At 66.0% G+C, this 25,584-nt stretch carries 27 protein-coding genes; 17 read left to right on the top strand and 10 right to left on the bottom strand.

All coding sequences use genetic code 11. From position 1 onward, the window contains the following. Positions 1–99 precede the first annotated feature (99 nt). The 7 genes from FPZ54_RS05185 to FPZ54_RS05215 all read left to right on the top strand — a co-directional run bounded on the left by FPZ54_RS05185 (position 100) and on the right by FPZ54_RS05215 (position 4,984). Positions 100–606 carry a GNAT family N-acetyltransferase gene (locus FPZ54_RS05185; protein ID WP_186456923.1) on the top strand — a complete coding sequence of 169 codons (507 nt, stop codon included), beginning with the start codon at positions 100–102 and terminating at the stop codon, positions 604–606. 17 nt (positions 607–623) lie between these two features. After that, complete coding sequence (locus tag FPZ54_RS05190) at positions 624–1,262, top strand: phosphoribosylanthranilate isomerase (protein ID WP_145845500.1); 639 nt, start codon at positions 624–626, stop codon at positions 1,260–1,262. A 137-nt stretch (positions 1,263–1,399) separates the two neighbouring features. Next, positions 1,400–2,629 (top strand): tryptophan synthase subunit beta, encoded by a 1,230-nt coding sequence (trpB, locus tag FPZ54_RS05195; protein WP_145845502.1) that lies wholly within the window; start codon positions 1,400–1,402, stop codon positions 2,627–2,629. Continuing rightward, complete coding sequence (locus FPZ54_RS05200; protein ID WP_145845503.1) at positions 2,626–2,844, top strand: hypothetical protein; 219 nt, start codon at positions 2,626–2,628, stop codon at positions 2,842–2,844. Before trpB ends, FPZ54_RS05200 begins: the two co-directional genes overlap by 4 nt. Then, a complete protein-coding gene (trpA, locus tag FPZ54_RS05205) occupies positions 2,845–3,648 on the top strand; it encodes a tryptophan synthase subunit alpha (protein WP_145845504.1) in 804 nt (267 codons plus the stop codon). Beyond that, positions 3,645–4,505 (top strand): acetyl-CoA carboxylase, carboxyltransferase subunit beta, encoded by an 861-nt coding sequence (gene accD / locus FPZ54_RS05210; protein ID WP_145845505.1) that lies wholly within the window; start codon positions 3,645–3,647, stop codon positions 4,503–4,505. The genes trpA and accD overlap by 4 nt, the downstream gene beginning before the upstream one ends. Positions 4,506–4,558: 53 nt before the next feature. Next, positions 4,559–4,984, top strand: a complete 426-nt coding sequence (locus tag FPZ54_RS05215) for an endonuclease domain-containing protein (protein WP_145845506.1) — start codon at positions 4,559–4,561, stop codon at positions 4,982–4,984. Positions 4,985–5,030: 46 nt separating this feature from the next. On the opposite strand, the gene FPZ54_RS05220 is transcribed toward FPZ54_RS05215, so the two are convergent. Beyond that, positions 5,031–5,966, bottom strand: a complete 936-nt coding sequence (locus FPZ54_RS05220; RefSeq protein WP_145845507.1) for a DUF4238 domain-containing protein — start codon at positions 5,964–5,966, stop codon at positions 5,031–5,033. 107 nt (positions 5,967–6,073) lie between these two features. Here FPZ54_RS05220 and FPZ54_RS05225 point away from each other — a divergent pair, with 107 nt between their 5' ends. Both FPZ54_RS05225 and FPZ54_RS05230 read left to right on the top strand, forming a co-directional pair. After that, entirely contained in the window at positions 6,074–7,390 is a 1,317-nt protein-coding gene (locus tag FPZ54_RS05225) for a bifunctional folylpolyglutamate synthase/dihydrofolate synthase (RefSeq protein WP_145845508.1), read from the top strand. Between the two features lie 67 nt (positions 7,391–7,457). Beyond that, complete coding sequence (locus FPZ54_RS05230; RefSeq protein WP_145845509.1) at positions 7,458–7,907, top strand: DUF6628 family protein; 450 nt, start codon at positions 7,458–7,460, stop codon at positions 7,905–7,907. Here the strand turns inward: FPZ54_RS05230 and FPZ54_RS05235 are convergent. Then, positions 7,904–9,586: an AmpG family muropeptide MFS transporter gene (locus FPZ54_RS05235; RefSeq protein ID WP_145845511.1), complete on the bottom strand. Its 1,683-nt coding sequence runs from the start codon at positions 9,584–9,586 to the stop codon at positions 7,904–7,906. The two genes, FPZ54_RS05230 and FPZ54_RS05235, sit on opposite strands and share 4 nt — an antisense overlap. Positions 9,587–9,651: 65 nt before the next feature. Further along, positions 9,652–10,086 (bottom strand): response regulator, encoded by a 435-nt coding sequence (locus tag FPZ54_RS05240; RefSeq protein ID WP_145845512.1) that lies wholly within the window; start codon positions 10,084–10,086, stop codon positions 9,652–9,654. Positions 10,087–10,189: 103 nt separating this feature from the next. On the opposite strand from FPZ54_RS05240, the gene FPZ54_RS05245 reads away from it, so the two are divergent. From FPZ54_RS05245 to FPZ54_RS20450, 4 genes are read left to right on the top strand one after another with little or no spacing between them, the layout of a single operon-like run. Continuing rightward, positions 10,190–11,530 (top strand): ribosomal large subunit pseudouridine synthase B, encoded by a 1,341-nt coding sequence (locus tag FPZ54_RS05245; protein WP_145845513.1) that lies wholly within the window; start codon positions 10,190–10,192, stop codon positions 11,528–11,530. Continuing rightward, on the top strand, positions 11,527–12,066 hold the full coding sequence (gene rsmD / locus FPZ54_RS05250) for a 16S rRNA (guanine(966)-N(2))-methyltransferase RsmD (protein ID WP_145845514.1): 540 nt from the start codon (positions 11,527–11,529) through the stop codon (positions 12,064–12,066). The genes FPZ54_RS05245 and rsmD overlap by 4 nt, the downstream gene beginning before the upstream one ends. A 17-nt stretch (positions 12,067–12,083) precedes the next feature. Further along, on the top strand, positions 12,084–12,278 hold the full coding sequence (gene relB, locus FPZ54_RS05255; RefSeq protein WP_145845515.1) for a type II toxin-antitoxin system RelB family antitoxin: 195 nt from the start codon (positions 12,084–12,086) through the stop codon (positions 12,276–12,278). After that, positions 12,253–12,528 carry a type II toxin-antitoxin system RelE/ParE family toxin gene (locus tag FPZ54_RS20450; RefSeq protein WP_145845516.1) on the top strand — a complete coding sequence of 92 codons (276 nt, stop codon included), beginning with the start codon at positions 12,253–12,255 and terminating at the stop codon, positions 12,526–12,528. Before relB ends, FPZ54_RS20450 begins: the two co-directional genes overlap by 26 nt. Before the next feature lie 37 nt (positions 12,529–12,565). Here the strand turns inward: FPZ54_RS20450 and FPZ54_RS05265 are convergent, their stop codons facing one another. From FPZ54_RS05265 to FPZ54_RS05280, 4 genes are all read right to left on the bottom strand, one after another. Next, complete coding sequence (locus FPZ54_RS05265; RefSeq protein WP_145845517.1) at positions 12,566–14,668, bottom strand: catalase; 2,103 nt, start codon at positions 14,666–14,668, stop codon at positions 12,566–12,568. Between the two features lie 82 nt (positions 14,669–14,750). Continuing rightward, the gene (locus FPZ54_RS05270; protein WP_145845518.1) at positions 14,751–16,025 is read right to left on the bottom strand and encodes an MFS transporter; all 1,275 of its coding nucleotides are present in this window, start codon (positions 16,023–16,025) and stop codon (positions 14,751–14,753) included. Between the two features lie 36 nt (positions 16,026–16,061). Further along, positions 16,062–16,274: a hypothetical protein gene (locus FPZ54_RS05275; protein ID WP_145845520.1), complete on the bottom strand. Its 213-nt coding sequence runs from the start codon at positions 16,272–16,274 to the stop codon at positions 16,062–16,064. Between the two features lie 60 nt (positions 16,275–16,334). After that, positions 16,335–17,459 carry an aspartyl protease family protein gene (locus tag FPZ54_RS05280; RefSeq protein WP_145845521.1) on the bottom strand — a complete coding sequence of 375 codons (1,125 nt, stop codon included), beginning with the start codon at positions 17,457–17,459 and terminating at the stop codon, positions 16,335–16,337. Positions 17,460–17,565: 106 nt separating this feature from the next. Between FPZ54_RS05280 and FPZ54_RS05285 the strand changes: the two genes are divergently transcribed. Together FPZ54_RS05285 and FPZ54_RS05290 are read left to right on the top strand one after the other, a co-directional pair. Beyond that, the gene (locus FPZ54_RS05285; RefSeq protein WP_145845522.1) at positions 17,566–19,941 is read left to right on the top strand and encodes an ATP-dependent helicase; all 2,376 of its coding nucleotides are present in this window, start codon (positions 17,566–17,568) and stop codon (positions 19,939–19,941) included. A gap of 75 nt (positions 19,942–20,016) precedes the next feature. Then, the gene (locus tag FPZ54_RS05290; RefSeq protein WP_239019718.1) at positions 20,017–20,367 is read left to right on the top strand and encodes an endonuclease domain-containing protein; all 351 of its coding nucleotides are present in this window, start codon (positions 20,017–20,019) and stop codon (positions 20,365–20,367) included. 217 nt (positions 20,368–20,584) lie between these two features. Here FPZ54_RS05290 and FPZ54_RS05295 read toward each other — a convergent pair whose 3' ends face one another. Further along, complete coding sequence (locus FPZ54_RS05295; protein ID WP_145845525.1) at positions 20,585–21,643, bottom strand: type I restriction endonuclease; 1,059 nt, start codon at positions 21,641–21,643, stop codon at positions 20,585–20,587. Between the two features lie 167 nt (positions 21,644–21,810). Between FPZ54_RS05295 and FPZ54_RS05300 the strand changes: the two genes are divergently transcribed. Next, positions 21,811–22,260: a hypothetical protein gene (locus tag FPZ54_RS05300; RefSeq protein WP_145845527.1), complete on the top strand. Its 450-nt coding sequence runs from the start codon at positions 21,811–21,813 to the stop codon at positions 22,258–22,260. Between the two features lie 21 nt (positions 22,261–22,281). On the opposite strand, the gene FPZ54_RS05305 is transcribed toward FPZ54_RS05300, so the two are convergent. Continuing rightward, entirely contained in the window at positions 22,282–22,728 is a 447-nt protein-coding gene (locus tag FPZ54_RS05305; RefSeq protein WP_222428350.1) for a DoxX family protein, read from the bottom strand. 3 nt (positions 22,729–22,731) lie between these two features. Further along, the gene (gene tpiA / locus FPZ54_RS05310) at positions 22,732–23,478 is read right to left on the bottom strand and encodes a triose-phosphate isomerase (protein WP_145845529.1); all 747 of its coding nucleotides are present in this window, start codon (positions 23,476–23,478) and stop codon (positions 22,732–22,734) included. 164 nt (positions 23,479–23,642) lie between these two features. Between tpiA and FPZ54_RS05315 the strand changes: the two genes are divergently transcribed. Further along, positions 23,643–25,583, top strand: coding sequence for a SurA N-terminal domain-containing protein (locus FPZ54_RS05315; RefSeq protein WP_145845531.1), 1,941 nt, complete (start codon positions 23,643–23,645; stop codon positions 25,581–25,583). Position 25,584 lies beyond the last annotated feature (1 nt).

Here is a 25,584-nt window from a genome sequence, read left to right on the forward strand (position 1 = left end):
TTTTGCAGCTCTTGTGCTGTGGGAACTCTCACCAGTCTGGGTGCTCGGGAGCGTGCTTGGTGCTGCGTTAGCGCGAGCGGGTGAACGTTTGACCAAAGCATGACGAGAATAGAAGTCCGCGCCGCCGCCCTCACCGACCTCCCCCGCCTCCACCCCGTGATCGAACGCGCCTATCGCGGCGACTCCGCGCGACAGGGCTGGACGCATGAGGCCGATATGCTCAGCGACGCACGGACCGATCTCGACACGCTCGCCACGCTGATCGACGGCGACAGCCGGTTGCTGATCGCGCTCGACGGCGACACCATGCTCGGCTGCGTCAATGTCGCGAGCCGCGATAACGGCCTCGCCTATCTCGGCCTGCTCTGCGTCGATCCCGACATCCAGGCACGAGGCATCGGCAAACAGCTCATCGCCGCCGCCGAAGCCACCGCCCGCGACACCTTTGCCGCGACGCGCATCGAAATGACGGTGATCGACCGCCGCGTCGAGCTGATCGCCTGGTACGAGCGCCACGGCTACACCAGATCGGGCGAAACCCGCCCCTTCCCCGTCCCGCTTGATTCGCCGCTGACGATGACGGTGCTGGTCAAATCGCTTCTATAGGGCCAAAGGGGCGATCGATGCCCGTCACAGCCAAGATCTGCGGACTCTCGACACCCGCGACGCTCGACGCGGCGGTCGCCGGCGGCGCGAGTCATGTCGGCTTCGTGTTCTTCCCGCCCTCGCCGCGCCATGTCACCCTCGACCAGTCGGCCGGGCTCGCCGCCCGCGTGCCCGACGCGGTCGGCCGCGTCGGCGTGTTCGTCGATCCGGAAGATGCCTTGCTCGACCAGGCGATCGCCGCCGCACGGCTTGACGCGATCCAGCTGCACCGGGCCACCCCCGAACGCGCCGCCGCGATCGGCGCCCGCACCCGCCTGCCCGTCTGGGCGGCGGTCGCGGTCAAGACCCGCACCGATCTCGAAACAGCCCACGCCTTTCGCGGCGCGGCACAGCGCATCCTCTACGACGCCAAGACCCCGGAAGACGCGAAGCTCCCCGGCGGCATGGGCCTGCGCTTCGACTGGACGCTGCTCCAGGACTTTTCCCACCCGCTCCCTTGGGCGCTGTCCGGCGGCCTCGATGCGGACAATGTCGCCGAGGCCGCAGCAATCAGCGGCGCCCGGCTGGTCGACGTCTCCTCCGGCGTCGAAAGCGCCCCGGGGGTCAAGGACAAGGACAAGATCGCCGATTTCCTCAAAACCGTCGCGAGTCTCTGAAGCGCTCCCCAACCCGTTTGCCCTGAGCTTGTCGAAGGGCCGGACCCGCACTCTCGACCGCAGCGGCAGGCGCTTCGACAGGCTCAGCGCGAACGGGGCTTGGAGATGCGCCAATCCCCGCCTAAACGCCGCTCATCATGAACGCACCCAACAGCTTCCGCGCCCAGCCCGACGATCGCGGGCATTTCGGCCAATTCGGCGGCCGCTACGTCGCCGAGACGCTGATGCCGCTCGTCCTAGACCTCGAGCGCGAGTATAAGGCGGCGAAGGCCGACCCCGCCTTCGCCGCGCAGTTCGACGATCTGCTCGAACATTATGTCGGCCGCCCGAGCCCGCTTTATTATGCCGAACGGCTGACCGAGGCGCTGCGCAAGGACGCGCCCGACGGCATGGGTGCCGAAATCTGGTTCAAGCGCGATGAGCTCAACCACACCGGCGCGCACAAGATCAACAATTGCATCGGCCAGATCCTGCTCGCGATCCGCATGGGCAAGACGCGGATCATCGCCGAGACCGGCGCGGGCCAGCACGGCGTCGCCACCGCCACCGTCTGCGCGCGTTTCGGCCTGCCCTGCACCATCTTCATGGGCGCCAAGGACGCGTCGCGTCAGCAGCCGAACGTGTTCCGCATGAAGCTGCTCGGCGCCGAAGTCCGCCCCGTCACCAGTGGCGCGGGCACGCTCAAGGACGCGATGAACGAAGCGCTGCGCGACTGGGTCGCCAACGTCCACGACACCTTCTACATCATCGGCACCGCCGCCGGCCCGCATCCCTATCCGGAGCTAGTCCGCGATTTCCAGAGCGTGATCGGCAAGGAAGCCCGCGCGCAGATGCTCGCCCGCACCGACCGCCTCCCCGACCTGCTCGTCGCCGCGATCGGCGGAGGCAGCAACGCGATCGGCCTGTTTCACCCGTTCCTCGACGACGCCGACGTCGCGATGCTCGGCGTCGAAGCGGCGGGCGAAGGGCTCGACGCCAAGCACGCCGCCAGCCTCGCGGGCGGCGAACCCGGCATCCTCCACGGCAACAAGACCTATTTGTTGCAGGACGAGGACGGCCAGATCACCGAAGCGCATTCGATCAGCGCCGGCCTCGACTATCCCGGCATCGGCCCCGAACATGCCTGGCTCAAGGATATCGGCCGCGTCGAATACACTTCGGTGACCGACACCGAGGCGCTCGACGCGTTCCAGCTGCTCTGCCGCACCGAAGGCATCATCCCCGCGCTGGAGCCTTCGCACGCGATCGCAGCGGTCGCGGTCAAGGCACGGCAAATGCGGGCAGATCAGGTGATCCTCGCCAATTTGTGCGGTCGCGGCGACAAGGACATCTTCACCGTCGCCGAGGCGCTGGGGGTGGAGATATGAGTGGCAGCATCGTCGTTCGTGCCGTCGCTTACGCAGCGTACCTGTTGATCGGACTAAGCTGCATCAACTGGATCGTTGGCAAGCCGGTTGCGACCATCCAACAGATGGCAGTTCTCTTCCCTATATTCGTCATCCTGTTCTGGGCGGCGCTGATGCTCGACCAGCGACGGATCGCACGCCGCGCATCTCAAGCCGAAGTAGGAAGTCCCCGCTAAGTGACCCGCCTCGCCACCACCTTCGCCGCCGCCGCGCAGAACCACCGCGCCGCGCTCGTCACCTTCGTCACAGCAGGTGATGGCGACACCGCCGCGATCCTCGACGCGCTCGTCGCGGGCGGGGCCGATGTGATCGAGCTCGGCATGCCCTTCACCGATCCGATGGCCGACGGCCCGGCAATCCAGGCCGCGAACCTGCGCAGCCTCGCCGCGGGCACGCGCACCGCCGACGTGCTCGCCATCGCCGCCGCCTTCCGCCAGCGCCATCCGGAAACCCCGCTGGTGCTGATGGGCTATGCCAACACCATGACTCGCCCGACGCCCGAAGCCTTCGCGCAAAAGGCAGCGGACGCGGGCGTCGACGGCGCGATCATCGTCGATATTCCCGCCGAGGAAGCGGACGAAATCGCCGCCTTCGCCCCGCACGGCATCGCCACCATCCGCCTCGCCACCCCCACCACCGACGCCGCGCGCCTGCCCGCCGTGCTCGATGGCGCGAGCGGCTTTCTCTACTACGTCTCGGTCGCCGGCATCACCGGCAAGCAGCAGGCGGCGCAGGACAGTATCGAAGCCGCCGTCGCCCGCCTGAAGGCCGCGACCGACCTCCCCGTCGCGGTCGGCTTCGGCGTCCGCACGCCGGAGCAAGCCGCCGCGATCGGCCGCGTCGCCGATGGCGTCGTCGTCGGCTCGGCGATCATCGACATCATCGCGGCACAGGGCGCCAGTGCCCCCGCCGCCGTCCGCACCTATATTCAATCCCTGTCGGCCGCGCTGGCCGCAGCACGCAAGGAAACCGCCGCATGAGCTGGCTCACCCGCGTCCGCAACGCGATCTCGCTCGTCATCCCGAACAAGGCGGAGACGCCCGACAATCTCTGGCACAAGTGCAAGGGCTGCGGGCAGATGGTGTTCGTCAAGGAACTCCAGGAAAACCAGTCGGTCTGCCCGATCTGCGACCATCATGAGCGCATCGGCGGCCGCGCGCGCTTCGAACAGCTGTTCGACGCGGGCAGCTACACCGTGCTCCCGAACCCCAAGGTCGCCGAAGACCCGCTCAAATTCCGCGACCAGAAGCCCTATCCCGCCCGCATCAAGGCCGCCCGCGCCAGCACCGGCGAGCAGGACGCCTTCCTCAACGCCAGTGGCACGATCCTGGGCCACAAGGCGGTGATCGGCGTACAGGATTTTGCCTTCATGGGCGGATCGATGGGCCAGGCGGTGGGCGAAGCCTTCATCGCCGGCGTCGAAGCCGCGATCGGCGCCCGCGCGCCCTATATCGTCTTCACCGCCAGCGGCGGCGCGCGGATGCAGGAGGGCATCCTCAGCCTCATGCAGATGCCGCGCACCACCGTCGCCATCTCGATGCTCCACGACGCCGGGCTTCCCTATATCGTCGTGCTGACCGACCCGACCTCGGGCGGCGTGATGGCCGCCTATGCGATGCTCGGCGACGTCCAGATCGCCGAGCCCAAGGCGACGCTCGCCTTCACCGGCCGCCGCGTGATCGAAAGCACGATCCGCGAAAAGCTGCCCGACGATTTCCAGACCAGCGAATATTATCTCGACCACGGCCTGATTGACATGGTCGTCCACCGCAAGGACCTGCGCGAAAAGCTCGGCGCCCTGATCGGCCTGCTGGTGGAGCAAAAGGCGGCGGCGTAGGGTAGCGGAAATAAGCCCCTCCCCTTCAGGGGAGGGGTTGGGGTGGGGGACTCATGGCAAGCGACCGCGAACTCGGCGAATTCGCCCGCCAGATGCGCCGAAACCCCACCGAATGGGAAAAGCGCCTCTGGCGCCACCTCTCCAACCGCCAGCTCGCCGGCCACAAATTCCGCCGCCAGCATAAGTTCGCCCCCTATATCGCCGACTTCTTCTGCCCGGCCAAAGGCCTGGTCGTCGAACTCGACGGCGACACCCACCGCGCCGACCGCGACGAGGCGCGAGACATCTTCTTCCTCCGCTCCGGCTTCACCACGCTCCGCTTCACCAATGCCGAGGTGCATGAAAACATCGACGGCGTGCTTCAGGCGATCCTGTCGAAGCTAGCGGTCAACGGCGCCACCCCCTCGCCCGTGTTCCGCGAACGCATCCGCCACGCGTCACCCTCTACCGCACCGGCCGCGTCCGCAAGCTCCTCCTGACCGGCGGAATTGGCGAAGGCGCATTGGTCAACTCAAGTTATCGGTCTCATTCTCGATACGGCAGCAGCGCATCTTCGCGATCTGCAAAGATCATTTCGGACGACGCCGTAGCAATCTGATCGTTGAAATGCGTAACCATCTGGTAACCGATCTCGATCGTAGTACCACTCTTTCCGTACTCTCTTTCCGGCGTGTAGAGCATCGCCAACGAAGGAGATAATGGGTAGTAAATTTCGAACTTTTCTGGGATCTTTCTTGGAGACGCCGTAGCATGGGTGTTAATTAGCGGCCAATCACCGGCGATGAAGGGGATTTCAGACTTATTGATTAAGAAAATCAAATTGAATTCACCACGTGTCGCGAAAAGATTGGCGGCGACGTCCACCGCATGAATATGCCGCTGATATGGCCAAGTTCGTTCCATCATTGGCTTCAGAACTGCGAGATTAGATTCTCCGAGTGCATCCAAAACACTCGACTGGATAGCCTTCGAACGCATATACTGCATGGCTATAAAGTAGTAAAAAAGGCTCTCACGCTCCTCTTCTAGAAACGAACAATCTTTTTTACGAAGCGCAATCAGCCAAGGCATGCCCAGCGTTTCAATCGATGACTGAATTTCCTCTTCAGCATCGTGCAGTATTTTTCTCGCTGCATCGATTGCATCTTGAGGAAAAGCGTTCGGCCCATCGACTACTGCCTGGCAGATACGCTGTGCAAACACCAACTTGTCAAGAAAGTCGCTGTGCATCTTCTCGCGCGCCGATCCCTTGACGATACATACAGCCTTGATGAAAGCGACGTCGCTATCACTAAGCTCACGAAGGCGATGGAAGCCGCCCTCCCGCGCAACCTTAGCTGCAGCCGCAGGAAAAACCTTTTCACGATTCCGTAGCACCTGAAGCTTGCCGCTGACTTCCCAAGCTTGAAGGTAGTAGCGCCACACATAATGCGGCTGTTTCACGATCGGTGGCAGAGTCATTGCGGCCTCATTGCGGGCGAATTCGCTCTTAAGATACGTAGGAATTACGAGGCGACGAAACTACACCCCCCTCCCCACCGCCCCCACACCCGCTATACACCCCCGCGATGCCCGACCACGCGACCTCCTCCTCCCCCGCCGTCCAGCGCCAGCTCGACCGTCTCTGGGCGCTCGGCCCCGGTGCCGATGTCCTCGGGCTCAGCCGCATCACCGCGCTGCTCGACCGGATCGGCAACCCGCACCTGCGCCTCCCCCCCGTGCTCCATGTCGCGGGGACCAACGGCAAGGGTTCGACCTGCGCCTTCATCCGCGCCGCGGTCGAGGCTGCGGGCCTCACCGCGCATGTCTATTCCAGCCCGCATCTGGTCCGCTTCAATGAGCGTATTCGCCTTGGCGGTAAGCTGATCGACGACGCCACCCTCGCCACCCTGCTCGAACAGGTGCTCGACGCCGGTGGAGACATCGGCGCGAGCTTCTTCGAGGTCACCACCGCCGCCGCCTTCCTCGCCTTCGCGCGCACCCCGGCGGACGCGTGCATCATCGAAGTGGGCCTTGGCGGGCGGCTGGACGCGACCAACGTCACCCAAACCCCCGCAGCCTGCGCCATCGCTCAGCTCGGCATCGACCATCAGGCATTCCTCGGCGACACCGCCGAAGCCATCGCGGGGGAAAAGGCCGGCATCGCCAAGCCCGGCGTCCCGCTCGTCACCATGTCCTATGGCGACAGCGTCACCGCGCGCATCGCCGAAGTCGCCGCCGCAGCCCAAGCCCCGGTCCACGCCCGCGGCACCGCATGGGACTTCACCGTCACCCCCGATCGCCTGATCTACCGCGACGCGCAGGGCGAGGTCGGAACCCCGCTCCCCATCCTCGCCGGACCGCACCAGCCCGCCAACCTCGCGCTCGCCATCGCCACGCTGCGCCATCAGACCGCGCTCGCCATCCCCGACAGCGCCTTCGCCAGCGCCGCCACCGCCGCGCGCTGGCCCGCGCGGATGCAGCGCCTGACCCCCGGCCCGCTCCACGCCCTCCTGCCCGCCGGAGCGGAGATCTGGCTCGACGGCGGCCATAACGAAGCCGCAGCCCAATCGGTCAGCGCCACCCTGGCGCAGGTCGCGAACGGCCGCCCCGCGCACCTGATCCTCGGCATGTTGTCGAACAAGGACGCGACCGGCCTGCTCGCCCCCTTCGCCCCGCTCGCCGCCAGCTTCACTGCGGTCCCCGTGCCGGGCCACGCGCACCATGATCCTGAGGCGCTCGCCGGCACCGCCCGCGCGCTCGGCATCGCCACCACCGCCACCGCGCCCGACGTCCCGACCGCGCTCGCCACCCTTCAGGCCGGCGAGGCACCGCTGATCCTTATCCTCGGCTCGCTCTACCTTGCGGGTGAAGTGCTCCGCGCAAACGACGAATTGCCCGACTGATCGTTATTGCGATTGACTATCAATACCAGATGGGCAGACTGGCACTCCTGACCAAGGAGTCGCTCTTTTGCGCCATTCGTCCCCTCGCCCGCTCGCCTCCGCCGCGCTCGGCCACAGCCTGCCCCGCCTCCAGCCGGAGGATCCCGCGGCGCGCCTGTTGCTGTTCGGCATTCGTCAACTGGGCGCGAACGGCCTCAACGACGCCGCCGCCGCCCATGCGTTCGTCACAGCCTTCGGCACCGGATTTCGCCGCCCGCTGCTGCTGCTTCGCACGCTGATGGCGGAAATGTCGGCGGCGAGTGCCGGGCCGATCCAGATCGCCCCATGGTGCTGCGCCCGCATGACGGCGTCGGAGGGCGCATTGCTGGATCTCATCGCGCAGGCCGAACGCGATTCGGAGCGGGCGCGCTTTCTGCTCTCCGATCTGCTCGGCATTCGGCGCGTCGATGGCGTACTGGCAACCGCACACGCGCTCGCCAACGCCTTCGCCGATGCCGGGTTGCCGGTGGAGGTCTAGCCCCGGATCACCGGCGCGTCGGCTTCGTCCTCGGCCCGCGCATCGCCTTCACCCTCGGTCCCGGCATTGCCGATCGACTTGTCGACCAATCCGGTGCGCATCATCCACCAGAAGATCACGACTCCCGGCAACGCCAGCAGCGTCGTGAACAGATAATAGTTCACATAGCCCATGCCCTCGATCAGCCGCCCCGCGCTGGTCCCCGACAGGAACCGGCCGAGGATGCTCGCAGCGGCCGAGAGCAACGCGAACTGGGTCGCGGTGAAGCTCAAATTGCACAGCGCGGACAGGTACGCGACCACGCACACCCCGCCGACACCGCTCGCGAAATTCTCGAACCCCATCGCCAGCGCCATGCCGATATTGCTCTTCCCGCTCGCCGCCAGCCAGGCAAAGGCGGCATTGGAAATCATCATCAGAAACAGGCTGAGCAGCACCGACCGCTTCATACCGAGCTTCACATAGAGGACGCCGCCGACAAAGATGCCGAGGAGCAGCGCGGCGAACCCGACGATTACGTCGTAAAAGGCGATCTCCTTGAGCGTATAGCCGAGGTCATTGAACAACAGCCGCAGCGTCAGGTTCGCGAGCGTATCCCCCAGCTTGTGCACCAGCACGAACAGCAGCACGACCAGCCCGCCATCGCGTTTGAAGAACTCGATCAGCGGTCCGACCTTGCCGCTCTCTACGGCGGTCATCGATATCGGCTTGAGCGTCGCGATGCCAAGCAGCAGCACCGCACCGACCAGCACCAGCGCGATCGCCACCGGATCGGCCCAGCCGAACCACAGCCCCGCCGTTACGCCCGCGACCGGCACCAGCCCCAGCCAGGCCAGTGCACTCGGCTTGCCCGCATCGCGCGCGCGCCGTGCAGTCAGGTCGAACAGGGGAAAGAGATAGCCGACCAGCACCATGTTGGAGAGGATGTTCACCTCCAGCACCTGGTCCATCCAGCGCGCGGCGAGATAGACGGGCACGAAGGCGAGGATAAACGCTAGGTAGGGCTTCTGCCCCATCCGCTCGGGCCACTCGCGGAACACCTTGCGCACGGGCTCGCCGACGATCAGCCCGGCCAGCACTGCGGGCAGCGCGAAGATCGCACACACGGCATAGGCGACGCCCCAGCCCGCGCCCTCGGCAACATAGAGCGCCAGTCCGCCCGCCGCCGCGGCTCCGATCCGCCAGCCATATTGCGACATGCCGGACCCCACGCCCAGCTGGCGCGGCTCCAGCAATTCGATGCGATAGGCGTCGATCACGATGTCGAACGTCGCACCCGCCAGCCCGACCATGATCGCCGCGACCGCGACCCAGCCGAGCGACGCTTTCGGATCGAGGCTACCAAGGAAGATCACCGCCGCCGCCACCAGCGCGCCGGTGACGATCAGCCAGCTGCGCCGCGCGCCGATCGCGCCCAGCACCGGAATGCGGAACTTGTCCACCACCGGCGCCCAGGCCCATTTGAGATTATAGGCGAGGAAGGTCAGCGCAAATGCGGTCACCGCGGACTTGGTGATCCCGTCCTGCGCCAGCCGCGTCGTCAGCGTCGCGCCGATCATCGCGAAGGGGAAGCCCGACGAGATGCCGAGCGCGAGCGCGGCGAGCGGCGCCTTTTCGAAATAGGGGCGAATGCCGTCGATCAACGACCCGCCCCCTGCCGCCTTCACCGCGTCGCTCATGCAATCCCCCTCATTCCGGGGCAGACCCTAGCGGCAAAATCGGCGCTGCAAAGCCCGGCGCCGGATTATTGCGCGGCGGACTGGAACAGGCGCAAGCCGGGCGGAAGCCGCTTGGGCATTTTGCCCTCGCCCAGCGCCTCGCAAATGTCGATCGCGGCGAGCAGGTCGCGCTGCTTGTAGGGCTTGGTCAGGCACCCGAGGCCAATTGCCTGGATCTCCCCCGGATCGCGCCCCGATACGATCAGCACGGGGATATTCTCCGCGCACGCCGCATGGGCGACATCGGCGCCATTGCCATCGCGCAGTCCGAGATCGACCAGAACGATATCGGGCTTCTCAGCAGCGATGATATGACCGATCGCCTCGCCCACCGAATCGGTGGTCGCGACGACGGTAAACCCTTCCTCCGTCAGATAATGTTCGGCGTCGAACGCGACCAGGGGTTCGTCCTCGACGATCAGAACCCGCACGATCCGCCGCTTCTTCTTTCCGAACACCATTTCCCACCCGAACGTTACGGACCTAGAACGCGCTACGCCCGGTCCGGGTTCGTTCGCGCACAAGATTTTTGCGCCAAACCCAAAGCCGCTGTATCGCGCGCCCATGTCCCCTTCATCCCCCCAGGAATCCGCCCGACAAGGCGAGCGTATCGCAAAGCTGCTCGCCCGTGCCGGAATCGCGTCGCGGCGAGAGATCGAACGCATGATCGCCGAAGGGCGCATCGCGCTCGAGGGTCAGACCCTGACGACCCCTGCGACGGTCCTCACCTCGCTCCACGGCGTCACCGTCGACGGCAATCCGGTCGCGGCGCCCGCGCCCGCCCGCCTGTTCCGCTTCCACAAGCCCGCCGGCCTGCTGACGACCGAGCGCGATCCTGCGGGGCGCCCGACCATCTATGACAAATTGCCCCGAGGGCTGCCCCGGCTGATGCCCGTCGGCCGTCTCGACCTCTCGACCGAGGGGCTGTTGCTGATGACCACCGATGGCGAATTGAAGCGGCAGCTCGAACTCCCCGCCACCGGCGTGGAGCGCAGCTATCGCGCCCGCGCCTATGGCCAGGTCAGCCAGGAGCAGCTTGAAGAGCTGATGCTCGGCGTCGAGATCGAGGGCGTCCGCTACGGCCCGATCAACGCCAATCTGGAACGCCGCACCGGCGCGAATGTGTGGATCGAACTGACCCTGACCGAGGGCAAGAACCGCGAGGTCCGCCGCGTCCTCGAACATCTGGGGCTCAAGGTCAGCCGCCTGATCCGCACCCGCTACGGCCCCTTCCATCTCGGCGATATGCCGGTCGGGGCGGCCGACGAAATCCGCCAGCACGACCTGATCGTCTTCCGCAAGGCGCTGACCGGCCCCGGCGGCGGCAAGGCCGCCTCGAACCTCCAGCTTTCCGGCAAATCCAAGGCCGTCGATGCCGAGCCGGAGGACGCATCCGCGGAACCCGCCGCCGCGCCGCCAGCGAACCGCGCCGAGCGTCGCAAGGCCGGCGCGCAGCCGCCGGCAAACAATCGCGAGCCCGAAGCCTACAAACCCGCCCGCGTCCAGCGTCCCAAGGCAGAGAAGAAGGGTCCGGAGAAGTTCGGCGTGGCCCAGCGCCGCCGTCACCAAGCCAAGACGCAGCGCCAAGCCAACCCCGCGCCGTTCAGTGAGGACCTGACAGAGGGGCAACGTCGAAAGCGACCCGATACCGCTGCGGGCGCTATGCGCCCCTCGCGCAACCCGCGTCAGGATGCGCCCGCTCGAACCGCTCCCCCTTCCCCCAAAGGAAAGCCGTTCAAGGAGGCCCCCGCTGCCCGTCACGCCCAGCATGACGACGACGCCGGCCCGCTGCTCGACCGGCCCAAGCGCGCTTTCCGCCCCAACGACCGCCGCCCCGGCACCGCTTCGGGAAAACGTCCGCCCGCAGGAAAGGGCGGCCCCGCCAAGCAAGGCCCGCGCAAATGAGGATCATCGCCGGAACCTGGCGCGGCCGCCCGCTCGTCGCACCCAAGGGCGACGCCACCCGCCCCACCGCCGATCGCACGCGCGAGGCATTGTTCTCGATGCTCACCAGCCGGGTCGGCAGCTTCGAGGGGCTGGCGGTGGCCGACCTGTTCGCCGGATCGGGCGCGCTGGGGTTCGAGGCGCTCTCGCGCGGCGCCGCCTCCTGTCTGTTCGTCGAACAGGACCGCGCCGCGCTCGACGCGCTGCGCCTCAATGCCGACAAGCTCGGCGTCCGCCCGGATATCCGCGCCACCTCGGTCCTGGCGCTCGGCCCGGCGCCCAAGCCGCTCGACCTCATCATGATGGACCCGCCCTATGGCACCGGCGCGGGCGCCGTCGCGCTCGACAAGCTCGCCCGGCTCGGTTGGACCAGTGCTGCGACATGGATCAGCATCGAGACGGCCAAGGGCGAAACGGTGACGGTCGACGGATTTGAAACCGATACGGAGCGGGTTCACGGCAAGGCGATGCTGACGATCTTGCGGCAGGCGACCTGACAGCGCATAATTGCGGCATGGGAAAGCTCGACCCGATCGTCTCGGAATTCGAAACCGAGGAAGACGCGCAAGCCTATGACACCTGGTTTCGCGCGCAGGTGGAGGCTGGGCTCGCGTCGACCAAGCCGCGAATTCCACACGACGAAGTGATGGCGCGTATCAGGGAAATACTGGACGGAAAGCGCCGTGCTGGGCCTCCGTTGGGAAGCTGACGCGCTTCTTCAGTTCGAGTTGCTGATCCAGTTCGTCCGGGATCGGGATGAGCGAGCGGCAGAGGCGCTCGCCCGAAGGATCGGTGATGGCGCTGAGCGGATACGCCATTTCCCGGAGTCCGGGCGTCCCGGCCGGGTCGATGGCACGCGCGAATTGATCGTCCACCCGAATTATCTGGTCGTCTACCAGATCGTGCCCGAGTCGATCGATATAATCCGGCTGCTTCACTCCCGCCAACGCTATCCCTAGCCGCAACGGCTCCCCGAAAGAAGCCGCCGCCCGAGCATCACGGCAGCATCCGCACGCCCGGCTCGCGATCCCAATAGCGCTTCGCCGCCGCTTCTACGAAGCCATCGTCCAGCCCGACGACACCCGCATCCGGCTCCACCCCGGCCTTGTCGAGCAGCGGCTTCGACGCCTCGCTCGCGCCGATCGCCTTGAGGTGCCCAAAGGCATCCATCACGAACTGCACCGCCGCGCCTTCCTTGAGCAGCATCTTGGTGCCCTCATCCGACAGCGCGATGGCAATGGCATCGGCCATGACCGACGGATAGCCCGCGAGCTGCGCATCGGCCTTCAACATCGACCCGTCGGACAGCTTCGCGCCGCCGACCTTGGGCGCGACGATCACGGCGCGCGCCCCGGCCTTCTCGATCGCCTTGGTCAGCTTGCCGACTGTCCCGGCGTCCGAACCATCGGCGACCAGGATCGCGATCGTCTGGCCCTTTATGCCATCCGGCTCCAGCGGCCCGCCGATGATCCGCAGCGCCGGCGACAAATCCATGTCCTGCACCGGGGCCGCCGCCTTGGACGGCTTGGGCACCGGCATGTTCAGTCCGTCGGCGACGCGCTTGGCGAGGTCGGGATCGACATTGCCGAGATTGGCCATCATCCGCTCGCGGATATGCTCGAGCCCGACCTTGGACAGCTCGAACACCAAAGCGAAGGCGACATGCGCCTGTTCCGGCTCGGCCAGCGAGCGATAGAACAGCCGCGCCTGGCTGTAATGATCGGCGAAGCTCTCCGGCCGCACGCGCAGCTTGTCGCCCTGTTCCTCCTCAGCGGCACGGCCGCGATCGGTGACGAAGCCGGTCACCGGGCATTCGCGCGGGCCGGTCTCCTCGCCCGTCATGTCCAGGCTGTTCGGCTCGTAATTTGCGCGCCCCTTGGGCACGTTCATCTGCATCTGCCCGTCGCGCTGGAAGTTCATCACCGGGCATTTGGGCGCGTTGATCGGCAGCTGGTGGAAATTGGCGGTGCCCAGCCGGCTCTTCTGCGTGTCGAGGTACGAGAACAGGCGCCCCTGCAGCAGCGGATCGTTGGTGAAATCGATCCCCGGCACGACATTGCCGGGGCAATAGGCAACCTGTTCGGTCTCGGCGAAGAAATTGTCGGGACAGCGATCGAGCACCATCCGTCCGATGATCCGCACCGGCAGCACTTCCTCGGGAATGATCTTGGTCGGGTCGAGCACGTCATAGGGCAGGCTGTCGGCGAATTCCGCGTCGAACGCCTGGATGCCCAGCTCCCATTCGGGGAAGTCGCCGCGGTCGATCGCTTCGAACAGGTCGCGGCGGTGGAAATCGGGATCGGCGCCGGCGATCTTCACCGCCTCGTCCCAGCAGGTCGACTGCACGCCCTGCTTGGGCTTCCAGTGGAACTTGACGAAGGTCGACTTGCCCTTGGCATTGACCATGCGGAAGGTGTGAATGCCGAACCCCTCCATCGTGCGCAGCGAGCGCGGGATGGTGCGGTCGCTCATCGCCCACATGATCATATGCGTCGATTCGGGCATCAGGCTGATGAAGTCCCAGAAGGTATCGTGCGCCGACGCCGCCTGCGGATAGCCGCGATCGGCCTCCATCTTCACCGAATGGATCAGGTCGGGGAACTTGATCGCGTCCTGGATGAAGAACACCGGGATGTTGTTGCCGACCAGGTCCCAATTGCCCTCTTCGGTATAGAATTTGACGGCAAATCCGCGCACGTCGCGCGGCGTGTCGACCGATCCGGCGCCGCCCGCCACGGTCGAAAACCGCGTGAACACCGGCGTCTTCTTGCCCTTCGCGCTGAAGGGCGCCGCGCGGGTGAGGTCCGACAGATCCTCATAACTTTCGAAATAGCCATGCGCCGCAGAACCACGCGCGTGCACGATCCGCTCGGGGATGCGCTCATGGTCGAAATGGAAGATCTTCTCGCGCAGCACGAAATCTTCCAGCAGCACCGGCCCGCGCGCGCCGGACTTCAGCTGGTTCTGGTTGTCGGAGACGCGGATGCCCTGATTGGTCGTCAGGTGATCAGTGCTCGCATGATCGCCCTTGGCCGGGATACGCTGATGGGTCTCGCCACCATTGCCGGTTTCGGTGTCGAAGCGTGTGTCGTCTGCCATGTCGGAAACCCTTGTGATGCCGTGCCCGCTCAACGGGCGGCATCGTCAAAGGGTGCATGGCAATCGTCGGCGTTAACCTCGATCAGTGCGATTGTGCGCCGTCGCGTCCCTTGAGCGCCAGCAGCGCCACCAGACTCAGCGCGCCCGCCGCGCTCAGATACCAGCCGACCGGCATCAGCCCATGGTCCATCGCCAGCTTCTGTGCGATCACCGGGGTCAGCCCGCCACCGATCACCCCGGCGATGTTGAACGCCATCGACACGCCGGTATAGCGCACCCGGGGCGGGAACAGGTCGGTCAGCCACGCGCTCAGCGGCCCATAGACGAACCCCATCGCGAACAGCAGCAGCGACAGGAACGCGAACACGCCGACCAGCCCCGCCCCCATCAGCGGCGCGATCACGAATCCGCTCGCCGCGACCATCACGCACCCGCCCGCGAGCACGCGGCGCGGATCCCAGCGCGAATCCGCCGCCCAGGCCGCGAGATAGATCCCCGCCGCCATGAACAGGATCGCGACCAGCTGAACCCCCAGGAAGTCGCCCTTTGCATAGCCCAGCGACTTGGTTCCCCAGCCCAGCAGAAAGGCGGTCGCGATATAATAGGTCGCGAAACAGCATACCGCGCCGATCGTACCGCCGATCAGCACGCCGCCATGCCGGCCGACGACCTCGCCCAGCGGGACCTTGGCGGGCGGCGCTTCGGCGAGGCACGCCTTGAACTCGGGCGTTTCGCCCAGCTTCAATCGCACCCACAGCCCGACCAGCACCAGCGCCGCTGACAGCGCGAACGGAATTCGCCAGCCCCAGTCGGCGAATTGCTCCGGCGTCATCCAGGTCAGCAGCACCAGGAACAATCCGTTCGCGGCGATGAACCCCGCAGGCGCGCCCATTTGCGGGGCGCTCCCGAATCGCGCGCGCCACCCCGGCGGCGCATTCTCGACCGCCAGCAACGCCGCGCCGCCCCATTCGCCGCCCAGGCCGAAGCCCTGCCCGAAGCGCAGGAGGCACAATGCAAAGGGCGCGACCCACCCGGCCGCCTCATAGGTGGGCAGGAACGCCACCAATGTCGTCGACAGCCCCATCGTCAGCAGCGATGCGACCAAGGTCGCCTTGCGCCCGATGCGGTCGCCATAATGGCCGAACACCGCCGCACCGAACGGCCGCGCGAAGAAGGCCACGCCCAACGTCGCAAATGCCGCCATCTGCTGCACGCCCGGATCGCCCGGCGGAAAGAAAATCTGGCCGAACACCAGGCTGGCGGCGGTCGCGTAGATATAGAAATCGTAGAACTCGATCCCCGTCCCCACGAAGCTCGCCCACAGCGCGCGCCGTCGCCGCGTCCGGTCAGCGTCCATCCATGTCCTCCCCGCGAGCAACGCCCCCCGGCATCGCTACTTCTTGTCCTCGAAACAAGTGGTGCGCGTCACCTGCACCACCTTGCCGTCCTTGTCCTTGATCTCGTTGCGCCCCTCGACGCACGGTTTCTGTTCGGGCTGCGTCTCGAACCCGCCCGTCCGCCAGCCGACATACAGCATCACCAGCGCCAGCGCCGCGATCAGCACCAGCCTACGTCTATCGAACCTGCGCTTCACTTTGTCCCACATGGCCCCTCCCTGCCTCAACCGCTGTCGCTGTGCAACGCGTGCGTGGGAGGGGACTAAGACCTAAAGGAAATCCTCCAGCACCAACGAGACCGTTCGCGCCGCCCCGCCACGCTCGACCGTCAGTGGCAGCACCGTCCCGGCCGGCCCCGAAGTCTGCTGGATCAGCGTCTCAAACGTCATCCCCGACAGCCGGTCCCCCGCCTCGATCCCCGCTTTCTCCGCGGGGCTGCCCGCGCCGACGACGCCGGCGACCACGCCCGATCCCGCGCGCTCGACCCATAGCCCGGCACGGTTGTACTCCGCCGGCTGCGGCGACTGGCGGTTGCGGGTCAGGAACACCGCACCGTCGCGATTGCTGGTCGCGATGTTGAACAGCCGCAGGATCGGAAGGCCGATGATGCCGGTGTCGAACTCCTCCCAATCCGGCGTGTCGCGCATCTGGATCAGCGGCCGCTCGATCGTCGCACCGGCCAGCTCGATCCGGTCGGGTCGTATCACGCGGGTCTCCCCGCGCGGAGCCGCCGGCGACCAGCGCGGCGCGTCCCACAGCCCCGCCGCCTCGGCCGTCTTGCGATAGATCCGCGAGTAATTCGGCATTCCGGTGTCCAGCCCGAACCGGAAGCTGCGGCCATTCAGCGCGGCATCGGCGAACAGGAAGCGCTTGTCCGCCGTCGCGCCTTTCTGGACGATCGCCTTGTCGAACCGCGTCGCGCCGGGAAGCGCGGGCAGTCCCCCTTCATGCGCGCGCCACACACCTGCATCGAAATCGAGTTCTCCGTCGGCCAGCGTCAGCACCCATGCGGGAAGCGAGCCCACCGCTCCATCGCCCAGATCGCGCTCGATCCCCGCCAGCTCGAGCGTGGCGAGCCGAACGCGCCCGCCCAGCATCACATTCTTCGCCTGAAACACGGAATAGTCGGTATGGCCCCAGGCGAGCCTCAGCCGACGGCTGCCGATCTTCTTCAGGCCGATCGCTTCGGCGACCCCGCTGTTGATCAGTCCCATCTGTCCGCCGGTATCGAGCGCGAGCAGAAACGCGCGGTCTCCGTTGAAGGTGCCTTCGACCAGTACCCGCCTGTCGGTAAGCCGAATCGGCACGTTGAAGGGTGCTGCCGCCGCGCGGGTTGCGCCGCCCAGCAGTGCCGCCGTCGCTCCGGCCAACAGCGGCCGCCGTCCGATAATCACTGCCGATCTCCTTGATCCGATTGGGGAAAGTGTCTTTCGCATTGATGACAATAGCAAGACGGCGATCACGCTTGCCCCGACTCGCCCCGTTCCCTACCTGTTCACAATGTCCGTACCTCAGCCTTCGCCCGACGATCCCCCGTACCTGCGCGGCCTCAACGCGCCGCAGCGCGAAGCCGTGCTCACGCTCGACGGCCCCGTCCTCGTCCTGGCCGGCGCCGGAACCGGCAAAACTGCCGCGCTTACCGCCCGCCTCGCCCACCTCCTGTGGACCCGCCGCGCCTACCCGTCCGAAATCCTCAGCGTCACCTTCACCAACAAGGCCGCGCGCGAGATGCGCGAGCGCGTACGCCACCATGTCGGCGACGCGGTCGAGGGGATGCCGTGGCTCGGCACCTTCCACGCGATCGGCGCCAAGATGCTCCGCCGCCACGCCGAGCTGGTCGGGCTGCAGAGCAACTTCACCATCCTCGACACCGACGACCAGCTGCGCCTGCTCAAGCAGCTCATCGTCGCCAACGACCTCGACGAAAAACGCTGGCCCGCGCGCCAGCTCGGCGGGCTGATCGACGGGTGGAAGAACAAGGGCCTGACCCCCGACATGCTCGACGCGGGCGAGGCGGAGCATTTCGCCAACGGCAAGGGCCAGGCGCTCTACCAGCAGTATCAGGACCGCCTGCGCGCGCTTAACGCGTGCGACTTCGGCGACCTGCTGCTGCACATGCTCACCATCCTGCGCACCCATCGCGACGTGCTGGCGCAGTATCAGCAGCGCTTCCGCTACATCATGGTGGACGAGTATCAAGACACCAACAGCGTCCAGTATCTCTGGCTCCGCCTGCTGGCACAGGAGCGCAAGAATATCTGCTGCGTCGGCGACGACGACCAGTCGATCTACAGCTGGCGCGGCGCGCAGGTCGAAAATATCCTGAAGTTCGAAAAGGACTTTCCGGGCGCCAAGGTCATCCGCCTCGAACAGAATTACCGCTCCACCCCGCACATCCTCGCCGCCGCCGGCGCGGTGATCGCCAACAACTCCGGCCGCCTTGGCAAGGAATTGTGGACCGAGATCGACGCGGGGGAGAAGGTCCGCGTCATCGGCGTGTGGGACGGCCCGGAAGAAGCGCGCCGCGTCGGCGAAGACATCGAACGCGCCCGCATCCGTGAGGGCAAGTCGCTGGACGAATTCGCCATCCTCGTCCGCGCCCAGCATCAGACGCGCGAGTTCGAAGACCGCTTCATCGCGATCGGCCTGCCCTACCGAATCGTCGGCGGCTTCCGCTTCTACGAACGCGCCGAAATCCGCGATGCGCTCGCCTATCTCCGCCTGGTCCATCAGCCCGCCGACGACCTCGCCTTCGAACGCATCGTCAACGTCCCCAAGCGCGGCCTGGGCGACAAGGCGATCGCCAAGATCCACATGCTCGCCCGCGCGGAGGGCATCCCGCTGCTCGCCGCCGCCGCGCGCATCCTCGACACCGACGAGCTGACGCCGCAGGCCCGCCGCGCGCTCGGCAGCTTCGTCGGCGACGTCGCCCGCTGGAGCAACCTTCTAAAATCCTCCCCGGAACGGGGAGAGGGACCATCGCAAAGCGATGGTGGAGGGGGAGCGCGGCAAGCGACCACGTTCGAGTCCGGGCGGATCGGGTCCCTCCCCCACACCGAACTCGCCCAGATCATCCTCGACGAAAGCGGCTACACCGCGATGTGGCAGGCGGACCGCACCGCCGAAGCCGCCGGCCGCCTCGAAAACCTCTCCGAACTCGTCCGCGCGATGGAGGAATATGAAACGCTCGGCGCGTTCCTCGAACATGTCAGCCTCGTCATGGATAACGAGAACAACGCCGACGAGCCCAAGGTCACGATCATGACCATCCACGCGGCCAAGGGGCTGGAATTCGACACCGTTTTCCTCGCAGGATGGGAGGAAGGCCTGTTCCCCAGCCAGCGCTCGCTCGACGAAGGCGGCCTCGCTTCACTGGAGGAGGAACGCCGCCTCGCCTATGTCGCGATCACCCGCGCCCGCCGCCTCGCCACCATCCTCCACGCCGCCAACCGCCGCATCTACGGCCAGTGGACCAGCAGCATCCCCAGCCGCTTCGTCGGCGAGCTGCCCAAGGAACATATCGAGGAGGAAAGCACCATGTCCGGCGGCGCGAGCCTGTGGCGCGCCAACTGGAGCGAACACACCGACCCCTTCGCCCATGTCGGACGCGGCACCGGCCGCGGCCCCGGCTGGCAACGCGCCGCCGCCCCCAGTTCCACCTTCACCACCGCCCCCAAACGCGTCGTGGAGAACCGCGGCAGCGCAGTCAGCCTGGGCAACAAGGGCCGCGACGACCTGTCGCTCGGGATGCGCGTCTTCCACCAGAAGTTCGGCTATGGCGAGATCGTCGAGATCGAAGGCAACAAGCTGGAGATCGAGTTCGAGACCGCCGGGCGGAAGCGGGTGATGGATAGTTTTGTCACGAAGGAAACCTAGGCCCACTTCTCCCTCTCTCCGCTTGCGGGGAGAGGGCCGGGGAGAGGGGCTATCCAAGCAGGGGAACGCCCGAAAATGAGAGACCCCACCCTCCTCGCCCGAGCCCGCCACATGCGCCAGAACCCCACCCCACCCGAAGCGCACCTCTGGTACCACCTCCGCGCCAAACGCTTCGAAGCCACCAAATTCCGCTTCCAGACCGTCCTCGGCAGCTACATCGTCGACTTCACCAGCCGCACAGCAATGCTCGCGATCGAAATCGACGGCGACACCCACGCGACCCAGCAGGATTACGACGCTACCCGCACAAGCTATCTCGAATGCGAAGGCTTCCGCGTCCTGCGCTTCACCAACAGCGACGTGATGACCAACCTGGACGCTGTCCTGACGACGATCGCCAACGCGATCAGCGAACGGCGGAAATAGCCGCCCCTTCGCCTCCGCGCCTGTCCGCTTGCCGGGAGCCCCCCTTCCCCCTCTCTCCGCTCGCGGGGAGAGGGCCGGGGAGAGGGGCTATCCAAAAAAGAACAAACGCCGAGAACCAACCAGCCCCCTCTCCCGGCGCCGCTCCGCGCGCCACCCTCTCCCCGCAAGCGGAGAGAGGGAGAAGAGAGAGGGAGAAGAGAAAGCCGCCGTCGCGCTGCTAGCGCGTCAGTTCCTGAATCCGCGCCAATATCGCCTTCTCGTGCTGATAAATATCGACGGGGCCTGCGACCGGCAAACGCGCCTCATCCTTACCCACGAAAGTGCCCAGATACCGCGACGTCGGACTGTTGAAGTGTAGACGCGCTATCGTCTTGCGATTGTTGTCGTCCAGCAGGATCGCGCAATACGACATTGCATCGCGTATGACGATCCGTTTCGGATCGACTACGCGTGCAGCAATCGCTCGAATGATATTGAATCCTGCAATCTCGTCTTCCGTGGTGATAACGCCTGCATCATCGGGTGATTGATCGTCCGCACTGTCGATTTCTGGCGCGTTCGACACGCTCAATGCGGACGTCAGACGCTCATTCACCCGGTCTCGTATCAACGCGGAAATTGACGCTACAATAACACTTTCAAATTGGCTCTTAACCGCCGCCGTGACCCGCCCCTCGTAAACGCGCGCTGCGATCAGCCGGACAAACTCCTCAGAGGGCTGTTGGAACTCTTTCTGCAGTTCCTTGGCGACCAACGTCTGAAGCTTCAGATTGCCCGCCTCCGCAACAATCTTCGTGATATCAAAGCCGGCCTTGGTGAAGCTCTCGAGGGTCCTGAAGTCGCTCTTACGCAGCGCGTCGATCTGGACCGTGAAAAACGGCCGCTCGTCCATCTTGTTCGGCGTGTCGATGTCAGAGAAGAATTTGTAGACGATGCCATTGGTCAAGATCGCCAGTCTCGCCTCAGTGACCGAGAAGTACCGGAAGAGCTGCGAAGCATGGCTCACGTTCAGCTCGACATTGGCCGGCTTGCATTCGACGAGAATAGCGACACTACCGCCGTGGCAAATCGCATAATCAACCTTCTCGCCCTTCTTTGTCCCGACGTCACAGGTGAATTCTGGGATGACCTCGCCGGGATTGAACACGTTATAACCGAGCGCCTGAAGAAACGGCATGACCAAGGCATTTTTAGCGGCCTCTTCGGTCAAAAGCACTTCCCTATGCTCCCGAGCGACCTGAGCAACCTCGTTTAACTTTGCTTCGAGTTCCGACATACTTCCCCCGTCAACCGCAAAAATGGTCGTGATTTAGACCGGGATTTGGCTGTGATTGTCAATGGGCACTGTAGAAAATCGAGAAGTCACAAAGGTTTGCGACTAACCGGAACAAACCGCAAACAAACCCTTTCCTACAAGCCCCATCTCAGCACATAAACTGGTGGATGAACGACTCACCCACCCCGCCCGCCCCATCCCCAACCGGCATGTCCGACGAGGATGAAGCCATCCTCGCCTTCACGCCCGCCCCCACCTGTGGCCGCGCCGATGGCTGGACTGCGCGCCGACAAACGGACTTCATCCACGCCCTCGCGGTCATGGGCACCGTCACCCGCGCCTGCAAAGCCGTCGGCATGAGCCGCCAGACCGCGTACAAATTGCGCGAGCGGCCCGAGGCGGCGGACTTCGCCCGCGCCTGGGATGCGGCGTTGATGATGGGCTATGATCGCATGTTCAGCATGGCGATGGACCGCGCGCTCAACGGCGTCACCCGTCCGCGCTATTATCGCGGGCGCCAGATCGGCACGATCACCCGCCCCGATTTCCGCATGGCGCTGGCCGCGCTGGCCGAGCCTCCCGCACCGCCGCAGCGCCGTCCGAAGCTGACAGAATGAAGCGCGTTGCGCGGAACTTCGTCAGTTTCCCGCCGCCGTCACACCTCGCTCCACCCGCACCGCACCGACCGCCCACAGCGCCCACGCGATCAGCAACGGCTGCGCCAGCAGGCGCGGCACATGGTACCACGCCGACAGCCCCGCCCCGCTTCCGCCCAGCCACGTCAGGTCGATCATCGCGTGCTTCACATTGGCCGGCCACACGCACAGCGCATAGAGCGCCAGCGCCCACCCCGCGGCCAGCCGCCATTTGCGGGTCATCAGTGCCGCGGCACAGATCATCTCGGCCGCGCCGGTGGTCAGCACCACCTCATGCGCGTCCCATGGCACCCATGCGGGGACGATCCGCACCATCGCATCGGTGAACAGGAAATGCGCCACCCCCGCCACCGCATAGAAGAGCGCGAGCAGCCACCGCCCGATCCGCCGCCCCCGCGTCTCCGGCACATCGGGGCGTGCGGCGTGCATCGCCTACAGCTTCGCGGCGGCTTCGATAATCGGCACGAACTTCTCCGCCGTCAGGCTCGCTCCGCCGACCAGCGCGCCATCGACATTGTCGACCGCCAGGATGGTCGCGGCATTCGCCCCGGTCACCGACCCGCCATACAGGATGCGGATCGCCTCGGCCTTCTCCGCACCCACCATCATGCCCAGCTTGGCGCGGGCGATGGCGTGGATCAGCTCGATTTCCTCCAGCGTCGGGGTGCGCCCGGTGCCGATCGCCCAGCGCGGTTCATAGGCCAAGGTGAGCCAGCTGCCGTCCGCATCCTCGGGCACCGATTTCTCGATCTGCGCCTGCACCACCCGCTCGGCGCGACCGGCATTGCGCTCCGCCTCGGTCTCGCCGACGCACAGGATGACGTTCAGGCCATGGCGATGCGCCGCCGCCGCCTTGGCCCAGGCGTCGTGGCTGGTCTCGTTCTGGTCGGCGCGCCGCTCGCTATGCCCGACGATGGTCAGCGTCGCCCCGGCATCCTTGAGCATCGCGGCCGAGATACACCCGGTATGCGCGCCGCTGTCATGCTCATGGCAATCCTGCCCGCCGATCGGCATCCCGCTCGCAACCGCCACCGCCGGGGCGATCAGCGTCGCCGGGGGGCACAGCGCCACGTCGACGCCGGGATTGGCCGCGGCGGCCGCCGCGATCGCCTCCACCTCGGGCAGCGAGGCGGTAACGCCGTTCATCTTCCAGTTTCCCGCCACCAGCTTGCGCCGCATCCCGCTTCCCCTTTGTCCACTATTGGACAGGCCGATAGGCCGCGCTGCCAGACCGCACAAGCGTCTTGCCCGCCGTCCCCGCCCCGTTCGCGTCCGTTGTCGCTTGATGCCCGTCCCCGTGCCCCCTAAAGCGAGCGCAATCCATCCCTCTTCAGCGGGTATCCATGCTCACCAACCTCCGGCGCGCCATCTTTTCGACCCCCGGCAAGATCATCGCCCTGATCGTCCTCGTCATCATCGCCGTCGCCTTTGGCATGGCGGACATTTCCGGCGTCGGCGGCGGGGCGGCATCCAGCTCTGCCCTGGTGACGGTGGGCGACAAGAAGCTGACCGAGCAGGAGCTTCAGGATCGCCTCAAGAACGCGCTCGACCGCATCCGCCAGGAACAGCCGATGCTCGACATGACCCAGTTCGTGAACACCGGCGGGTTCGAACAGGTGCTCGACCAGGTCATCAACGGCATGGCGCTGGAGGAATATGCCCTGCAACAGGGAATGACGGTGTCAAAGGCGTCGATCGACGGCCAGATCGCCTCGCTCCCCGCCTTTCAGGGCTTCGACGGCAAGTTCAGCCAGCAGCGGTTCGACGATCTGCTGAAACAGCAGAACATCACCGCCGATCAGGTCCGCGCCGATTTCCGCCGCGAGACGCTGGTCCAGTGGCTGGTCGGCCCGACCATCGGCGCCAGCCAGGTCCCGACCCAGCTTGCCTTGCCCTATGCCTCGCTGTTGCTCGAGCGCCGCAAGGGGCTGGTTGGCTACGTTCCCATTGGTGCGATCGATCCGGGCAAGGCGCCGACCGCGGCCGAGATTGAGGGCTTCTACAAGAAGAACACCGCTCGCTACACGCTGCCCGAGCGCCGCGTCGTCCGCTATGCCATCGTCCGCCCCGAACAGTTCGCCGAAACCGCGAAGGCGACCGATGCCGAGATCGCAGCGGCGTACAAGGCAAATGCCGCGCAATATGCCGCCAGCACGCGTCGCAACCTGGCGCAGATCATCGTCGCCGACGAAAACGCCGCCAAGACGATCGCTGCGAAGGTGAAGGGCGGCACCAGCATGGCCGATGCCGCCAAGGCCGCTGGGCTGGCCCCGTCCACGATCGACAATGCCGAAAAGGCCGCCTTTGCCCGCGCCAGCAGCGACGCCATCGCCAATGCCGCCTTCGCCGCCGATCAGGGCGCCGTGGTCGGCCCGCTCAAGTCGCCGCTCGGCTGGCACATCGTCCGCGTCGAGGGGATTGAACAGGTGGCGGGCAAGACGCTCGATCAGGTCCGCAGCGAGCTGGCCGACGAGATTACCAAGCGCAAGGAAGCCGAAGCGCTGGCCGATCTGCGCGCCAAGATCGACGGTGCCATCGCCGACAATTCCACGTTCGACGAAGCGGTCGCCGAGGCGAAGCTGAAGGCGGAGACCAGCGCGCCGCTGTTCGCCGATGGTCGCGCCGCAATGGATGGCGAAGCGCCCGATCCTGCGCTTGCCCAGATCGCCACCGCCGGTTTCGCGATGGAAACCGGCGACGATCCCCAGCTGGCTCCGATCGGTCAGGATGGCGGCTTCGCGCTGGTGAAGACCGAACGGGTCATCCCCGCCGCCCCTCGCCCGCTGGCCGAAATTCGCGACCAGGTAACGGCCGATTTCATCCGCGACCGCCAGCTTCAGGGGGCCCGCAAGGCTGCGTCGGCGATCCTGGCGAAGCTGAACAAGGGCACTCCGATGGCGCAGGCGATCCAGGAAAGCGGCCTGCGCCTTCCCCCGCCCCAGCCGCTCGACGCCTCGCGCGGACAGCTATCGCAAATGGGCAATCAGCTTCCCCCGCCGGTGCGGCTGATGTTCAGCATGGCGGAGAAGAAGGCGAAGATGACCGCAGCGCCGCAGGGCGGCGGTTATTGGATCGTCTGGCTCGAGGATATCGAGGAAGGCAATGCCAAGGGCAATGACGCGCTGATCGCCCAGACGCGCGGCCAGCTCGGCCAGCTTGTCGGCAACGAATATGTCGAACAGTTCGCCGCCGCCGCCCGCAAGGCGGTGAAGGTCGAGCGCAACGAAGCGGCCATCGCGCGCCTCAAGGCGCAGCTGGGCGGCCAGGCGACGGGCGGCAACTGAT

It is taken from the genome of Sphingomonas suaedae (assembly GCF_007833215.1).
Lineage (GTDB): Bacteria > Pseudomonadota > Alphaproteobacteria > Sphingomonadales > Sphingomonadaceae > Sphingomonas > Sphingomonas suaedae.

Excerpts from the sequence above, each read along its gene's own strand:
- FPZ54_RS05185 (WP_186456923.1), top strand. The coding sequence starts at position 100 with ATGACGAGAATAGAAGTCCGCGCCGCCGCCCTCACCGACCTCCCCCGC.
- FPZ54_RS05190 (WP_145845500.1), top strand. The coding sequence starts at position 624 with ATGCCCGTCACAGCCAAGATCTGCGGACTCTCGACACCCGCGACGCTC.
- trpB (WP_145845502.1), top strand. The coding sequence starts at position 1,400 with ATGAACGCACCCAACAGCTTCCGCGCCCAGCCCGACGATCGCGGGCAT.
- FPZ54_RS05200 (WP_145845503.1), top strand. The coding sequence starts at position 2,626 with ATGAGTGGCAGCATCGTCGTTCGTGCCGTCGCTTACGCAGCGTACCTG.
- accD (WP_145845505.1), top strand. The coding sequence starts at position 3,645 with ATGAGCTGGCTCACCCGCGTCCGCAACGCGATCTCGCTCGTCATCCCG.
- FPZ54_RS05215 (WP_145845506.1), top strand. The coding sequence starts at position 4,559 with ATGGCAAGCGACCGCGAACTCGGCGAATTCGCCCGCCAGATGCGCCGA.
- FPZ54_RS05220 (WP_145845507.1), bottom strand. The coding sequence starts at position 5,966 with ATGACTCTGCCACCGATCGTGAAACAGCCGCATTATGTGTGGCGCTAC.
- FPZ54_RS05225 (WP_145845508.1), top strand. The coding sequence starts at position 6,074 with ATGCCCGACCACGCGACCTCCTCCTCCCCCGCCGTCCAGCGCCAGCTC.
- FPZ54_RS05235 (WP_145845511.1), bottom strand. The coding sequence starts at position 9,586 with ATGAGCGACGCGGTGAAGGCGGCAGGGGGCGGGTCGTTGATCGACGGC.
- FPZ54_RS05240 (WP_145845512.1), bottom strand. The coding sequence starts at position 10,086 with ATGGTGTTCGGAAAGAAGAAGCGGCGGATCGTGCGGGTTCTGATCGTC.
- FPZ54_RS05245 (WP_145845513.1), top strand. The coding sequence starts at position 10,190 with ATGTCCCCTTCATCCCCCCAGGAATCCGCCCGACAAGGCGAGCGTATC.
- rsmD (WP_145845514.1), top strand. The coding sequence starts at position 11,527 with ATGAGGATCATCGCCGGAACCTGGCGCGGCCGCCCGCTCGTCGCACCC.
- relB (WP_145845515.1), top strand. The coding sequence starts at position 12,084 with ATGGGAAAGCTCGACCCGATCGTCTCGGAATTCGAAACCGAGGAAGAC.
- FPZ54_RS05265 (WP_145845517.1), bottom strand. The coding sequence starts at position 14,668 with ATGGCAGACGACACACGCTTCGACACCGAAACCGGCAATGGTGGCGAG.
- FPZ54_RS05270 (WP_145845518.1), bottom strand. The coding sequence starts at position 16,025 with ATGGACGCTGACCGGACGCGGCGACGGCGCGCGCTGTGGGCGAGCTTC.
- FPZ54_RS05275 (WP_145845520.1), bottom strand. The coding sequence starts at position 16,274 with ATGTGGGACAAAGTGAAGCGCAGGTTCGATAGACGTAGGCTGGTGCTG.
- FPZ54_RS05285 (WP_145845522.1), top strand. The coding sequence starts at position 17,566 with ATGTCCGTACCTCAGCCTTCGCCCGACGATCCCCCGTACCTGCGCGGC.
- FPZ54_RS05290 (WP_239019718.1), top strand. The coding sequence starts at position 20,017 with ATGAGAGACCCCACCCTCCTCGCCCGAGCCCGCCACATGCGCCAGAAC.
- FPZ54_RS05295 (WP_145845525.1), bottom strand. The coding sequence starts at position 21,643 with ATGTCGGAACTCGAAGCAAAGTTAAACGAGGTTGCTCAGGTCGCTCGG.
- FPZ54_RS05300 (WP_145845527.1), top strand. The coding sequence starts at position 21,811 with ATGAACGACTCACCCACCCCGCCCGCCCCATCCCCAACCGGCATGTCC.
- FPZ54_RS05305 (WP_222428350.1), bottom strand. The coding sequence starts at position 22,728 with ATGCACGCCGCACGCCCCGATGTGCCGGAGACGCGGGGGCGGCGGATC.
- tpiA (WP_145845529.1), bottom strand. The coding sequence starts at position 23,478 with ATGCGGCGCAAGCTGGTGGCGGGAAACTGGAAGATGAACGGCGTTACC.
- FPZ54_RS05315 (WP_145845531.1), top strand. The coding sequence starts at position 23,643 with ATGCTCACCAACCTCCGGCGCGCCATCTTTTCGACCCCCGGCAAGATC.